This is a genomic window from Actinoplanes sp. NPDC051470 (assembly GCF_040682035.1).
GTDB lineage: Bacteria > Actinomycetota > Actinomycetes > Mycobacteriales > Micromonosporaceae > Actinoplanes.
On the sequence record NZ_JBFBAA010000010.1, the window covers coordinates 106,708 to 120,377 of the forward strand.

General features: G+C 72.3%; 15 protein-coding genes. 8 read left to right on the forward strand and 7 right to left on the reverse strand.

The features are described from left to right. Positions 1 to 123 precede the first annotated feature (123 nt). The 4 genes from AB0M54_RS19360 to AB0M54_RS19375 are packed head-to-tail and all read left to right on the forward strand — an operon-like array spanning position 124 to position 3,243. Positions 124 to 855: a hypothetical protein gene (locus tag AB0M54_RS19360; protein ID WP_364472819.1), complete on the forward strand. Its 732-nt coding sequence runs from the start codon at positions 124 to 126 to the stop codon at positions 853 to 855. Continuing rightward, the gene (locus AB0M54_RS19365; protein WP_364319299.1) at positions 852 to 1,298 is read left to right on the forward strand and encodes a DUF4188 domain-containing protein; all 447 of its coding nucleotides are present in this window, start codon (positions 852 to 854) and stop codon (positions 1,296 to 1,298) included. The genes AB0M54_RS19360 and AB0M54_RS19365 overlap by 4 nt, the downstream gene beginning before the upstream one ends. Next, on the forward strand, positions 1,295 to 2,305 hold the full coding sequence (locus AB0M54_RS19370) for a hypothetical protein (protein WP_364472821.1): 1,011 nt from the start codon (positions 1,295 to 1,297) through the stop codon (positions 2,303 to 2,305). The genes AB0M54_RS19365 and AB0M54_RS19370 overlap by 4 nt, the downstream gene beginning before the upstream one ends. After that, positions 2,302 to 3,243 carry a hypothetical protein gene (locus AB0M54_RS19375; RefSeq protein WP_364472823.1) on the forward strand — a complete coding sequence of 314 codons (942 nt, stop codon included), beginning with the start codon at positions 2,302 to 2,304 and terminating at the stop codon, positions 3,241 to 3,243. Before AB0M54_RS19370 ends, AB0M54_RS19375 begins: the two co-directional genes overlap by 4 nt. 165 nt (positions 3,244 to 3,408) lie before the next feature. Here AB0M54_RS19375 and AB0M54_RS19380 read toward each other — a convergent pair whose 3' ends face one another. From AB0M54_RS19380 to AB0M54_RS19395, 4 genes are all read right to left on the reverse strand, one after another. Further along, positions 3,409 to 4,644 carry an alpha/beta hydrolase gene (locus AB0M54_RS19380; protein ID WP_364472825.1) on the reverse strand — a complete coding sequence of 412 codons (1,236 nt, stop codon included), beginning with the start codon at positions 4,642 to 4,644 and terminating at the stop codon, positions 3,409 to 3,411. A 62-nt stretch (positions 4,645 to 4,706) separates the two neighbouring features. After that, positions 4,707 to 5,348: a response regulator transcription factor gene (locus AB0M54_RS19385; RefSeq protein ID WP_364472826.1), complete on the reverse strand. Its 642-nt coding sequence runs from the start codon at positions 5,346 to 5,348 to the stop codon at positions 4,707 to 4,709. Continuing rightward, positions 5,341 to 6,501, reverse strand: coding sequence for a histidine kinase (locus tag AB0M54_RS19390; protein WP_364472828.1), 1,161 nt, complete (start codon positions 6,499 to 6,501; stop codon positions 5,341 to 5,343). Before AB0M54_RS19390 ends, AB0M54_RS19385 begins: the two co-directional genes overlap by 8 nt. Before the next feature lie 18 nt (positions 6,502 to 6,519). Continuing rightward, positions 6,520 to 7,719 (reverse strand): MFS transporter, encoded by a 1,200-nt coding sequence (locus AB0M54_RS19395; protein ID WP_364472830.1) that lies wholly within the window; start codon positions 7,717 to 7,719, stop codon positions 6,520 to 6,522. 83 nt (positions 7,720 to 7,802) lie between these two features. Here AB0M54_RS19395 and AB0M54_RS19400 point away from each other — a divergent pair, with 83 nt between their 5' ends. After that, a complete protein-coding gene (locus AB0M54_RS19400; protein ID WP_364319311.1) occupies positions 7,803 to 8,441 on the forward strand; it encodes a nitroreductase family protein in 639 nt (212 codons plus the stop codon). Here the strand turns inward: AB0M54_RS19400 and AB0M54_RS19405 are convergent. After that, entirely contained in the window at positions 8,427 to 9,257 is an 831-nt protein-coding gene (locus AB0M54_RS19405; RefSeq protein ID WP_364319313.1) for an LLM class flavin-dependent oxidoreductase, read from the reverse strand. The two genes, AB0M54_RS19400 and AB0M54_RS19405, sit on opposite strands and share 15 nt — an antisense overlap. Beyond that, complete coding sequence (locus tag AB0M54_RS19410; protein WP_364319315.1) at positions 9,254 to 9,679, reverse strand: nucleoside deaminase; 426 nt, start codon at positions 9,677 to 9,679, stop codon at positions 9,254 to 9,256. The genes AB0M54_RS19405 and AB0M54_RS19410 overlap by 4 nt, the downstream gene beginning before the upstream one ends. Positions 9,680 to 9,863: 184 nt before the next feature. On the opposite strand from AB0M54_RS19410, the gene AB0M54_RS19415 reads away from it, so the two are divergent. The 3 genes from AB0M54_RS19415 (at position 9,864) to AB0M54_RS19425 (ending at position 12,607) form a co-directional block, all read left to right on the forward strand. Continuing rightward, positions 9,864 to 10,808, forward strand: coding sequence for an SDR family NAD(P)-dependent oxidoreductase (locus AB0M54_RS19415; RefSeq protein ID WP_364472832.1), 945 nt, complete (start codon positions 9,864 to 9,866; stop codon positions 10,806 to 10,808). A 72-nt stretch (positions 10,809 to 10,880) separates the two neighbouring features. After that, on the forward strand, positions 10,881 to 12,029 hold the full coding sequence (locus AB0M54_RS19420; RefSeq protein WP_364319319.1) for a zinc-dependent alcohol dehydrogenase: 1,149 nt from the start codon (positions 10,881 to 10,883) through the stop codon (positions 12,027 to 12,029). A 14-nt stretch (positions 12,030 to 12,043) separates the two neighbouring features. Beyond that, the gene (locus tag AB0M54_RS19425) at positions 12,044 to 12,607 is read left to right on the forward strand and encodes a hypothetical protein (RefSeq protein ID WP_364472834.1); all 564 of its coding nucleotides are present in this window, start codon (positions 12,044 to 12,046) and stop codon (positions 12,605 to 12,607) included. Between the two features lie 18 nt (positions 12,608 to 12,625). Here the strand turns inward: AB0M54_RS19425 and AB0M54_RS19430 are convergent, their stop codons facing one another. Beyond that, positions 12,626 to 13,627 (reverse strand): AraC family transcriptional regulator ligand-binding domain-containing protein, encoded by a 1,002-nt coding sequence (locus AB0M54_RS19430; RefSeq protein ID WP_364472836.1) that lies wholly within the window; start codon positions 13,625 to 13,627, stop codon positions 12,626 to 12,628. Positions 13,628 to 13,670 lie beyond the last annotated feature (43 nt).

Genomic DNA, 13,670 nt, shown 5'->3' on the forward strand with positions numbered 1-13,670 from the left:
GCATCTCCGCGACGCGCTCGACGCCGACGGGTTCCCCTGGGCCGGCTACCGCGTCTCGGGGATGGTCGGCGGCGAGGGCATGACCGAGGCGCTCGCGACTACCTGGAGGAGCGCTTCGACAAGGTGCGGTCCGGGTACGGCGCCAGCGACCTCACCATCGGCATCGCCGGCGAGACCGACTTCAGCGTCACGGTCCGCCGCCGGCTGCGCACCGATCCCGCCCTGCGGGCCGCGCTGCTCGGCGCCGACGAGCACCGGCTGCCGATGGTGTTCCAGTACAACCCGCTGGAGACGTACCTGGAGACCACCGCCGACAACGAGATCCTCTGCACGATCACCTCGACGGCGGTGCGCAACCCGCGACTGCGCTACAACGTCGGCGACGAGGGCCGGCTGATCCCGTTCCCGGTGGTGGCGGCGCACCTCGGCAAAGCTGAGAAGGCGGAGATGCGGCTGCCGCTGCTGTTCCTGTTCGGGCGCACGGACAGCACGATCTCGTACCTGGGGGCGCATCTCTATCCCCAGGACGTCGAGTACGGGCTGTACAGCGGCAACCCGCACGCCCACCTGCTGGAGAGCTTCTGCCTGTCGCTGCACGAGCAGACCGATCTCGAGGTGCGGCCGGTGGTTCACCTCCAGCTGCGGCTCGGCGCTTTGCCTTCGGCTTCGCTCGCCACGACCTGCCGCGACGGCATCCTCCGGCATCTCGCGTCGGTGAGCCGGGACTTCGCCGCGTCGCTGCGGGAGGATCCGTCGGCCGGGGATCTGCGGGTCGAGGTTCACGATTTCGGCGCCGGCCCGTTCGCGGGTACGGCTGGGAAGATCAAGAACTCGTACCTGGCCGGTGTCCGGTGAGGACCACCGACTTCTCGGCCGCGCCGCCCGCCGGGCAGGCCACCGCGATGTTCGTCGGCGCCACCCGCTACACCGGGCCGCTGTCGATGTTCCGGACCATCCGCGCCTGGGGCCCGATGATCCGGCGGATGAAGCGGATGAAGGGCTACCGCTGGCACACCGTGTACTACCGGTTCCCGTTCACGCTCGGCACCATCGCGTTCTTCGCCGACCGGGACGCGATGCTCAGGTTCGCCCGCACCAAGCACCACCGCGACCTGATGTGCTGGGTCACCGACCACGGCGAGCGCTACGCCACCGGCGGCTTCATCCGGCTCTACCAGGCCGAGCCGCACGGCTACAGCAACGGCGTGTGGCGGGCCGCCGACGAGCCGATGGCGCACATCCCGACGTTCACGCCGCTGTCCACCGAGAACAGCGGCCCGACGGTGCACCGCTCATGAAGGCCTCGCCGGTGATCACCCGTGCCGATTTCCGCGAGTTCTGCGACTTTCCGGTACGCCTGCATCCACGCTCGCTGTACGTGCCGCTGCCGGTGCCGGTGCTCGCCCGTCATCGGCGGGTCGCCCGGTTCTTCCTGGTCCGCGACCGATCCGGCCGGGTCGTCGGCCGGACCAGCGTGCACCGCGATCCAGCCTTCGGCCCGGAGCAGCTGTTCGGGCACACCGAGTTCGTCGACGACGACGCGGTCTTCGAGGCGCTGATGGCGGTCACCTCCGGGCCGGTGTTCGGGCCGGTCGCCTTGCTGCCCAACCAGACCGGCGGGGTGATCACGTCCGGATTCGAGTCCCGCGGCTTCGTCGACTCGGCCTGGAACCCGCCGTACTACCCGTTCTTCTACGAGCGACACGGGTTCACGCGACGCTTCGAGTCGTCCACCTGGATCCTGTCGTCGTTCTCGTCGTCGCCGTTGCCACCGCTCGCCCCCGGCATGGTCATCCGCCACGGGAGCCGCCGACGGCTGGGCTCGCAGCTGCCGATCCTGCGGGAGATGCTCAACGCCGGCTTCGCGCAGCTCGGGTACTACACGCCGATCTCCGCCGCGCAGCTGGCGGAACAGACCGACGGCTTGGCGTACCTGCTCGACGAGGGCCTGCTGCTGTGGCTGGAGATCTTCGGGCGGCCGGTGGCCTTCGTGGTCGCGGTACCGGACATCTCGCGGTTCCTGATGTCCACCGGGGGCCGGCTGGGCCCGCTGGACCAACTGCGGCTGCTGGCCACCCGGTCGCGGTACCGCCGGTCGGCCGTACTCGTCATCAAGGGTTGTGTCCCCGGCGAACAGGGCCGCGGCCACGTCTCGCGACTGACCCGCCACCTGCACCACAACCTCGCCGCGGGCGGCTACCGGACCCTGCGCAGCACGTTCGTGGAACGCGACAACGTGGCGTCGGCCGCCAACTCCGGCCGGCCCCTGCACGGCTACACCTTCTACCAGCGAGGTGCCGCATGAGCTGGGTGACAACCTTCCGCGAGTACGAGCCGGTCTACCGCCGGGCGCCCAGCGCCCACAACACCCAGCCGTGGACCCTCAGCTACGGCCGCCACGAGATCGTCATCGGCGTCGACCCCGCCCGCGCCCTGCCCGCCTCGGACCCGTCCGGCCGCGATCTCGCCCTGGGCCTCGGCTGCTTCCTGGAAACCTGCCTGATCGTGGCCGCCGCCGCCGGCCTGCCCGTGACCTGCGACCGGTCCGACCCGCGGCGCCTCCGCCTGATCCCCGCCCCTGGCCCCTACCTGACCTCCTTCACCCTCGACGACATCACGTCCCGGCGGGTGGCCCGGGGCCCGTACTCCCCCGGCACCATCAGTCCCGCCTTCCTGGCCGGCCTCGAACCCGGCGTGACCCACGTGCCGTGCCGCGCCCTGGCCCCCGACCTGGCCGTGGCCGACCGGTGGATGTTCTCGACCCCTTCGGTGACCTGGGAGCTTCGCTCATGGGTACGCCTGGACCGCCGCCACCCGCGCTACCACCTCGACGGCCTGACCGACCGGGCGCTCGCCCTGTCCCTCCCGTCGGCCCGGCTGCTCGCCGCCGCCCTGCACGTCCCGCCGGCCGTTCGCCGCCTGGGCGTGGCGGCGCTGCTGGCCTTCGCGGGCCGGGGCCTGCTCCGCCATGACGGCAGCGTGCTGGTCCTGACCTCGCGGGGCGCGCCGGTCCTCGCGGAGGGGCGGCGCCTGATGCGTACCTGGCTGACCCTGGCCCGGCACGGCCTGGCCGTGCATCCGTTGAGCCAGCTCCTCGACTGCCCGGTGACCGCGGCCCGCCTCACCACCCGCGTCGGGGCAACACCGCTGGCGGTCTTCCGGGTGGGCCGGCCACTCACCGAGCCGGTGCGGTCGGCCCGCCTGCCCGCGACCTCCGTGCCGGGCTGGGTATCCGGTACCTAGGTACAGCTTTGCCGTCGACGGGACGGCGCCGAACCGGCGCCTGAACCATCCGCTCGAAGAGCCTGCGAATATCATTCGACGTTCCCGGCGCACGGCCGCGGCGAACGGGTCGTCCAAGGCGTCCGGCCGCACATGAGCGGCGGGCGAGGCCGGACCGCCCGCACGTCAGCGTGGCCAAGGTGGTTCCGCGGCCGCGTACGGCCTGGCCGGCAAGGTGGCACCGGTGAGGAAGGCGACGGCGGCCTCGGCGGTTTCGGTGGGCTTGTCGGCGAGGACGGTGTGCCCGGCGCCGTCGATGGTCAGCATCGTCGCCCGGGGGAACGTGTCGCGGTATTCGCGGGTCACCTCCCAGCGGAGGTAGTCGCATTGGGCGCGCAGGACCAGCACGGGGGTCGGGTTGTGGCGCAGCGCCGGGCGGGGGTCGGCGGCTTTCGAGGCTGAGGCGAGGGTGGCGAGGTTGGCCCAGAGGCTGTAACCGGCGGTCGCGGCGGCCGGCCGGGCGGCCCCGGTGGCGGCCGGGCAGCCGGAACTCATGGTGAGGCTGTGCACGAACTGCTGGTACAGGCCGTCCACCTTGTGGTCGGACATCAAGGTTCGGGCCGCGGGTAGTCCGCCCAGCTGGCCCAGGAAGTAGGTCGCCGCGAAGCGGGGGTGCGCCGCGAACTGGCGGCTCTGGTCGGTCTCGCCGGTCGGGGTCAGGCTGCCGTCGCTGAAGGAGTTGCTCGACATGGCTCCGGGACTCGCCACGATCGCCTTGGCCACGTTGTCCGGGTGGGCGGCCAGGTAGTGAGCGGTGAGCTGCCCTCCCCAGGAGGAGCCGATCAGCACCACCTTCGGGGCCGCCAACGTCAGCCGGATGGCTTCGAGGTCGGCCACCTGCCGGGCCACGGTGTACTCCCGCGGATCGAGCCGGCTCGACCGGCCGGCACCGACCTGCTGGTAGTTGTAGACGGCGAATCCTGCGGCCGCGAGACGCCCGGCGAACTCATCGTTGGGCCCGGCCGGGGCTCCGGGGCCACCATGGACAAGCAGCACTGGCTCGGGGTGCGTCACGTCGCCGGCGGTTCGGACGTAGGCGATCCGGGAGCCGGTCGGCAGGTCCCAGTACCGCATGGCCGGCGAGTCGGGCAGCGGGGTGTAGGTTGCCGGCGCCCCGAACCAGGCCCAGGACAGCCCGGCCGCCAGCAGCAGGGAAACCGCGAGGCCGACGCGTGCGGACCGCCATCCCGACCACCGGGCCACGCCGGCCGCGCAGCCGAGCGTGACGAGGGTGGCAACGGCGTAGGCCAGCAACCCGTTCTCGGTGGTCTGCGCGGTGCCGAGCAAGGCGGCGAAGAACAACAGGACGGATGCGAACACCGCGACGAACCAACCCAAGGCGGCGCGGAAACGACGTCTCATGTCCTCGACGCTACGGAGATCGAACGGCTTCTCCATCCACCCGCGGTACCACAGCCGGCGGCTCAGACCAGGCCGTGGCGGTGGGCCCAGATGACGGCGTGCACCCGGTCGCGGGCGCCGAGCTTGGCCAGGACCCGGCCGACGTGGGTCTTCACCGTCGATTCGGAGAGGAACAGTTCCCCGGCGATCTCGGGGTTGGACAGGCCACGGGCGATGGCGAGGAGCACCTCGCGTTCCCGGGCGGTCAGGTCCTCCACGAGGCGTTCGGCGGCGGGCGGGCCCGCCTGGTAGTGGTCGAGGAGCGTGCGGGTGATGCGGGGCGAGACCACCGCCTCACCGGCCGCAACCGTGCGGACCGCCGACACCAGTTCCTCCGTCCGCGCGTCCTTGAGCAGGAAACCGCTCGCACCGGCGCGCAGGCCGTCGAAGGCGTATTCGTCGAGGTCGAACGTGGTCAGGATGAGCACCCGGGTGTGCGGGCAGTGGGCGACGACCTGGCAAGTCGCCTCGATGCCGTCGAGCACCGGCATCCGCACGTCCATCAGCACCACGTCGGGCCGGTGGCGGCGGGCGAGGTCGACACCGGCGCGACCGTCGCCGGCCTCCCCGACGATCCTGAGGTCGGTTTCCCGGCCCAGCACCATTGCCATGCCTTCACGCACCAGCGCCTGGTCGTCCACGAGCAGCACGGTCGTCTCAGCCATCGGTTGCCTCACGGGGTTGGGGCAGGGTCACGCGTACGGCCCAGCCGTGCTCCGGTCGTGGGCCGGCGTCGACCGTACCGCCGTAGAGCGCGAGTCTCTCGGTCAGCGCGACGAGGCCCTGCCGGGCGCCCACCGACGGCGCCGCTCCGGACCCGCGGCCGTCGTCGGCGACCTCGATGACGATGGGGTCGGCCCGGTAGTCGACGTCGACCAGCACCTGCCGGGCGTCCGCGGCGTAGCGCAGGGCGTTGGTCAGGGACTCCTGGACGCTGCGGAACACGGCGACGCGCAGGCTCGGTGACGCCGGCTCCGAACCCTGCCGGCGGACCTCGACCGGAAGCCCGGCCGTGCGGAAGGTGGCGGCGAGAGTGTCCAGGTCCTGGGTGGCCGGCTCCTCGTCGCCGCCGTCGCGGAGCACCCCGAGCAGCCGGCGCATGTCGGTCATCGCGTCCCGGCCGACGCCGCCGATCCGCTCCGCGGCCGACCGGGCCCGGTCCGGGTCGGTGTCGGCCACGGCGGCGGCGCCGTCGGCCAGGCGCACCATCACGGTGAGGCTGTGGGCCACGATGTCGTGCAGGTCGTGGGCGATCCTCGTGCGTTCGCGGGCCGCCGCCAGCCGCCCCTCCTGTTCCTTCTGCCGCGCGAGTTGTTCCGTCCGGTCGAGCAACGCCCGCAGGTACCGGCGCCGGATCCGGACGTTCGCGCCGAGGACCACCGCGGTCACCGCGATGCCCGCGTAGACGATCCCGTTCCCGCGCCAGGGAATAGGGGTCAGCGCGACCACGGCCAGCACCGCGCCGAGCGCCGCCTCGCCGGTGGACCGGTTAGCGGCGAGGACATAGAGCGCGCAGGCGAGCGCCACGCCGATGAAGTGATCGGTCGTCAGGGCGCCACCGGCCGCCACGGCGATCAGCGGCCACCACGGCCTCGAACGGCGGACCAGCATCGTGGCCGCCACGATCAGGGTGACCGCCGCCCATGTCGGGTCGACCGGTTGCGGTATCCGGAGCCCGGCGCCGTCGTCGAACATCCACAGCAGGCACACGAAGGCGACGAACGAGTCGACCAACCGCGGATGCCTGGCCCAGAACGCGCGCACCGCGCCGGCCGGTTTCGGCAGGCGAGGTGGCTCGGGCAGGACGCGCACGGTCACGCATCCTTGCGCACGCGGTCAAACCTGGCGGTCGCGGCCGGCCTGCACGCCGCCGATGATCTGGGGGATCATCAGGGCCACCATCAGGGCCAGCGGGACCCGCCAGCCGCCGGTCGCGTCGTGCAGGACGCCGACCAGGATCGGGCCGGGGATGGCCATCAGGTAGCCGACGCCCTGGCCGAACGCGGAGAGGCGGACCACCGTCGCGGGGGTGCGGCCGCGCAGCGTGATCATGGTCAGGACAAGCGGGAACGCGCAGTTGCCGATGCCCAGCAGCACCGCACAGACCCAGGGGGCGGCGGCGGGGTCGAACCACAGGCCGGCGTACCCGGCGATACCGGCCACACCCAGGGCGAGGGCGATCAGGCTCTGGCTGCGTACGCGTCCGGCGTACGACGTCACCAGGAAGCCCAGCGGCACGCCCAGAAAGGACGTGACCGCGAAGAGCACGCCGGCCGTCGACGGCGTCAAGCCGGCGTCGCGGAAGATCTGGGGAAGCCAGCCGATGATGACGTACGCCGAGGTCGACTGCATGCCGAAGTACACGGCCAGGGCCCACGCCACGGGCTCGCGGATGACGCGCAGATGTCGGGTCGGCGTGGCACCGTCCGGCGAGGCCGAGCCTGGTGGCGGCGAGCGGAGGGCCAGCCACGGCGGCACGGCCAGGACGGCCAGCAGCGCCCACGCGGCCAGGCCCAGGCGCCAGTCGTCGTGCAGGGCGGCGGTCAGCGGGATCGTGGCGGCGGCGGCACCGGCTGCGCCCAGGTTGAGTGACAGGCTGTAGAGGCCGGTGAGCATGCCGGCGCGGTCGGCGAAGCGCTCCTTGACGATCATCGGGAGCAGCACGTTCACGACCGCGATGCCGGCCAGGGCGACGGCGCTGAACAGGACGAACAAGACCGTGCTGGGGGCGTACGCGCGAATGATCAGGCCCAGCGTGAGCACCGCCAGGCCGGCGGCGATCACGGTGGCCGCGCCGAACCGGCGGGCGAGTCGCGGAGCGGCGAAGCCGACCGACGCGAAACACACCACCGGCAGCGAGGTGAGCAGCCCGGCGACCGTGCCGCTCATGCCCAGGCCGGCGCGGATCTCGGCCAGCACGGGACCGACGCTGGTCACGGCGAGGCGCAGGTTCAGGGCGGCCAGCAGGATCGCCACCACGGCCACCACGCTGCCCGAACGCACGAGCTGCTTGTCGGCCGAGAACGAGGTGGTCACGGAGCCCATCATGGGTCAGCGGGCGGCCGAGTGCAGTGGTGACCGGCACAGTCGGTCCTTACCGAAGTGCGAGACTGAACCGCATGACCCCTGAGAACATCTCTGTGCTGGAGGCGCTTCACTCCACGCCGGCGCGCCGCTACCTGTCCTCCGACCCGATCCCGGACGAGATCATCTGGGAGCTGCTCGACGCCGCGGTCCGCGGGCCGTCCGGCGGCAACGCGCAGCCCTGGGCCTGGATCGTCGTGCGTGACCCGGAGAAGAAGCGGCAGATCGCCGAGTACTACCGCGAAGGCTGGCAGAAGGCGTACGGGACGCGGCGCGAGGAGAGCCTGAACGGCGACGCGGTGGCGCGGCGCACGTACCTCTCGGCCGAGCACCTGGCCGAGCACCTGGAGGAGGCGCCGGTCTGGATCATCCCGGCGCTGCTGGTCGGCGGGCGGTCACAGAACCCGCGGCTGGGCTCGTCCATCTACGGCGCGGTGCAGCAGCTCATGCTGGCCGCCCGGGCCTACGGCATCGGCGCCACCCTGACCACGCTGCACTCCGTGCGGGACGCCGAGACGTGTGCGCTGCTCGGCCTGCCCGAGAAGGCGACCACGATGGCGCTGGTGCCGCTCGGCTACCCGGCGAAGGGCCGCTGGGCGGAACCCAAGCGCCGGCCGCTCGAGGAGGTCGTGCACTGGGACGCGTACGGCACCAACCGGCTACGCCAGCAGTAGCGCGGCCAGCGCGGCCAGGTTGCGCCGGTCCTCGGCCGCCGGCAGGCGGTCGCGGGGATGGTCGGGGTTGGTGTCGAGGACGACGTACTCGGCACCCATCTCGATGAGCGCGCGGAAGTCGCCGGCGACCTGGTCGAGGCTGCCCGTCCCCGGCGTCCGGCCGGCGCCCGCCACGGCCGTGGTGACCCGGGCACGCATCCGCGGGCAGAACGCGACGCCCTTGGTCGCGGGCCGACCGACGTCACGGATCCAGTCGAGCGGCGCGTTGTTCGGGTGCCAGGCGTCACCGTGGGCGACCGCGCGGCGGAGCACGGCCGGGGCGGTGCCACCCACCCAGATCGGGGTACGCCGGACCGGCCCGGTCGCCACCTCGCCGTAGGTCTCCTGGCGCAGCGCGGCCCGGATCGTCGCCACGTACTCCTCCGACACCCGCCCGCGCGCGGCGTAGTCGAGCCCCAGCACCTCGAACTCCTGCTGGGCCCAGCCGGCCGCCACCCCGAGGATGAAGTGGCCGTCGGTGAAGTCGTGCAGCGCCGCGGTCATCGAGGCGGTGAGCAGCGGATGCCGGTAGGGCAGGATCGTCACGGTCGTGCCCAGCTCGAGCCCGTCGGCGTACCCGGCCATCCAGCCCAGCGTGGTGAACGGGTCGTAGAACGGCGGCGGGTAGAGCTCGGCCACGTCGGGGGTCAGGGCGACGTGGTCCGAGACCATGGCCAGGGCGAAGCCGTGCTCCTGGGCGAACCGGACCCAGTCCCGCATCTCAGCCGGTGACGCGGTCGGCCCGAAGTTCGGGACGTTGATGCCGAGCTTGGTCATCGTCCCACCAGATAACGCTCGAAGGGCTCGTTGGGGTTGTCGACGCTGCCCCGCAGCGCCGAGAAGGCGGCCGGGGCGGGCGCCGGATAGTGCAGATCCGGGATGTCGGCGCCCGCGGCCGCGTACCAGATCACCGCGATGCCCGCGGCCTGCGCGACCGTCCGGCACATGTCGCACGGCTCGCAGCTCGAATAGACCTCGGCCCCACGCAGGTCGAGCGTCCCCAGTGCACGGCAGGCCGCCCGCACCGCCTCGACCTCGGCGTGCGCCGCCGGATCGACGTCGCGCAGCGCCGTGTTCACCCCGGTGGCCAGCACCTGACCAGCACGCACGACCAGGGCGCCGAACGGCAGTTGTCCCGCCGCCGCGTTCTCGGTGGCCAGATCGACCGCTCGCCGCAGCAGTTCCGGATCAGCTGTCATGGCCCCACCCTATCGGCGGTGATCCTGCCGACAGTCGCTGTCTTTGTCCGACAATCCATCTCGGCGGCGTCCGGCGGCTGCCGTTCGCCTTCCTCGGCGTGATCGGGGCGGCCGGCGCCACCGGGATCGCGATCATGCAGCGAACCGGCCGACTGGGCGCGGAAAACTCGGGTACCAGGGAGACATGAGCGAGCGGGTCGTAGTGGTCACCGGGGCGTCCAGTGGCATCGGACGGGCGGCGGCGAAGGCCTTCGCGGCGCGGGGCGACCGGCTGGTGCTGGCCGCACGGAGCGAAGGCGACCTGCACCAGGTGGCGGCCGAATGCCGGGGCACGCCCCTGATCGTGCCGACCGATGTCACGAAGCGGGCCGACCTCGAGGCGCTGCGGGACGCCGCGGTGGCGGAGTTCGGGCACATCGACGTGTGGGCCGACACGGCCGCCGTGATGGCGTACGGGCGCTTCGAGGACGTACCCGCCGAGGTCTTCGACCGGGTGATCACCACCGACCTGCTGGGGTCGGCCAATGTGGCCCGGGTGGCGCTGCGCCAGTTCCGCGACCAGGAGCGCGGCACGCTGATCCTGTGCAGCTCACTGCTGGCGCACATCACCGCGCCGTACATGTCGGCCTACATCACGGCCAAGTGGGGCCTGCGCGGCCTGGCCCGGACGCTGGCCCAGGAGGCCCGCGAGACGCCCGGCATCAAGGTCTGCACGGTCGCCCCCGGCAGCGTCGACACCCCGGTCTACACCAGCGCGGCCAACTACGCGGGCTTCGTCGGCCGCCCGCCGCCGCCGGTCGACCGCCCCGAGCGGGTGGCGGCCGCGATCCTGCGCCAGGCCGACAAGCCCGGCCGCGAGATCTCGGTCGGCCCCGCGAACCGGTTCATCGAGTTCGGCTTCACCGCCCTCCCCCGGGTGTACGACGTGCTGGTCCCGCCGATGATGCGGCGCTTCGGCCTGTCCCGGGAGCCGGTCAGCCGCCACCCCGGCAACGTGTTCGGCCCGGCCAAGCGCGTCGAGGGCGGTCCCGGCCGCCCGACCTGGCGCCAGGTCACCGCCGTCGCCACCGGAGGCGTGGCCGCCGCCGCGGTCCTGAGCCAGGCGGTGCGCCGGTTGTCGTCCAGCTGACCCGCTCCCGGCCGAGGCGTTTGTCCGGCACATGCCGGGGTAGCCGCCTTCGAATCCAACTGGAGGCGTCAGATGCGTGCGATGGTCTACCGCGGTCCCTACCGCACCCGGGTCGAGGAGAAGAACCCGCCGAAGATCGAACACCCCAACGACGCGATCGTACGGGTGACCCGAGCCGCCATCTGCGGCTCCGACCTGCACCTTTACCACGGCCTCATGCCGGACACCAGGGTCGGTACGACGTTCGGGCACGAGTTCGTGGGCGTGGTGGACGAGGTCGGCCCGTCGGTGCGGAACCTCAAGGCCGGCGACCGCGTGATGGTGCCGTTCAACATCTTCTGCGGGTCCTGCTTCTTCTGCGCCCGTGGGCTGTACTCGAACTGCCACAACGTCAACCCGAACGCGACCGCGGTGGGCGGGATCTACGGCTACTCGCACACCACCGGCGGGTACGACGGCGGGCAGGCCGAGTTCGTCCGGGTGCCGTTCGCCGACGTCGGGCCGAGCATCATCCCCGACTGGCTGGACGAGGAGGACGCGGTGCTGCTCACCGACGCCCTCTCCACCGGCTACTTCGGCGCCCAGCTGGGCGGCATCAAGGAGGGCGACGTCGTCCTGGTGTTCGGCGCCGGGCCGGTGGGGCTCTTCGCGGCCAAGTCGGCCTGGCTGATGGGCGCCGGCCGGGTGATCGTGATCGACCACCTGGAGTACCGGCTGGCCAAGGCGGCCGAGTTCGCCCAGGCCGAGACCATCAACTTCGCCGAGTACGACGACATCGTCGTCCACCTGAAGCGGATCACCGAGCACCTCGGCGCGGACGTCGCCATCGACGCGGTCGGCGCCGAGGCCGACGGCAACCTGATCCAGCACGTCACCGCGGTCAAGTTCAAGCTGCAGGGTGGCTCGGCGGTCGCGCTCAACTGGGCGATCGACTCGGTACGCAAGGGCGGCACGGTCTCGGTGATGGGCGCCTACGGGCCGATCTTCAGCCTGGTCAAGTTCGGCGACGCACTGAACAAGGGGCTGACCCTCCGGATGAACCAGGCGCCGGTCAAACGCCAGTGGCCGCGGCTGCTGGAGCACATCCGGAACGGCTATCTCAAGCCCAGCGACATCGTGACCCACCGGATCCCGCTGGAGCACATCTCGGAGGCGTACCACATCTTCTCGTCGAAGCTCGACGGCTGCATCAAGCCGCTGATCGTCCCCACCCCCAGCTGACGACCGGAGTCACCATGACCTACACAGCGAAGAAGCCGCAGCTCGCGGAGTCGAGCGACGACCTGCGCGCCCGGATCCCGGGCTGGGGCGCCGACCTCGATCGGAAGGACCGGCCGTCGGTGCCGCGGGAGATCTACGACCCGGGCGCGACCGGGGCGCACTGGGAGTTCCCGGAGCGCCAGCCGGAACTGTGGCCGCGGGAGCGCTCGATCGAGCACAAGTTTCTCACCCCGGTGTTCGGCACCTCCTGCCCGCCCAAGGGGCTGTCCGGGGTGATCCGGCGGTACGCGTACCGCCGGTTCAGCGAGGCCCGGGCGGCGCACTGGCTGCTGCTGATCGCCGCCGACCGGATCGACGTCGCGGAAAGCCGGGTCACGGCGCTGCTCCGCGGTCACCCGGACAACGTGATCGCCGAGACGGGCGTGAAGGCCGAGCTGACCCACCACGGCCTGTCGTCCCGCCGCGGCCGCATCGACGTCCGGCACCAGCCGCTCGACGCGGTCATCGCGATGGCGCCCTACGTCGCGGCGGCCGGCGTGACCTGGGCCCTGATCAACCGCGCGCGCCGGCGCGGTTAGGCCGGCGCCGCGCGATCGCTAGCGGGACGAGCGACGGAGGTCTCGGGGCGGCAGGCCGAACCAGCGACGGGACGCCCGGCTCAAGGCGGACTGCTCGGCCAGGCTGACCATGGCCGTGACCTGGGACAAGGGCAGGTCGGTCTGGGTGATCAGGCGATGGGCGGCGGCCCGGCGTACGTCGTCGAGGAGGTCTTCGAAGCTTTCCTGCTCGTCGGCCAGGCGGCGTTGCAGGGTGCGGGGGTGCATGCGGAGCTGGCGGGCGGTCGCGGCCAGGTCGACGGGGCCCGAGCCGAGGCTGCGGGCGAGCAGGTGGCGGACCCGGGCGCTGATGAAGAGGCCGGGGGCGGGGAAGTGGCTGCGCATGTAGTCGAGGGCGACCTCGCGGAGCATCTCGTTGCCGCCGCCGGTGACGGGGGTCGCGGGCAGGGTCTGCGGGACGCGCAGGACCGCGGCGGGCTGGTCGAAGCGGACGTCGGCGCCGAAGAACGTGGTGTAGTGGTTGACCGGCGCCAGGGGCGGGTGCGGCAGGTGCACCGAGCGCAGGCCGTAGCCGCCGGACAGCAGCGTGGTCACCCGGTGGAGCAGGCCCAGCCCGAGGTCGGCCACCTGCGGGGGAAGTTCGGTGGCGCCGGAGTAGCGGATGCCGGCCACGCCGGGGCGGGACTCGGGGTCGGGGACCTGGGCCACGGACAGGCCGGGACTGTGGACGAACAGGAAGCGCCGGGCGCAGTCGAGGGCCTCGCCCAGGGTCGGGGAGTTCTCGATGGCGATGGCCAGCGGGCCGAGCACCGACGCGTTCTGCTGACCGGCCAGCCGCAGGCCCAGGTCGCCGCAGTCGCAGGCGGCCGCGGCGGCCTCCAGGGCGCGGGCCGCGGCCACGGACGGGATGACGGCGTCGTCGCTCTCCAGGGCCGACGGGGCGATGCCGAAGCCGGACAGCAGGGCGTCGCCGTCGGCACCGAGGGTGGTGACGAGGGCGGGCAGGCCACGCAGGCCGGCCGCTCGGACGACATCCGCCATGTCGTACCAGGGTAAATACTTGTCGTGAAAAGGCAAGTACTCA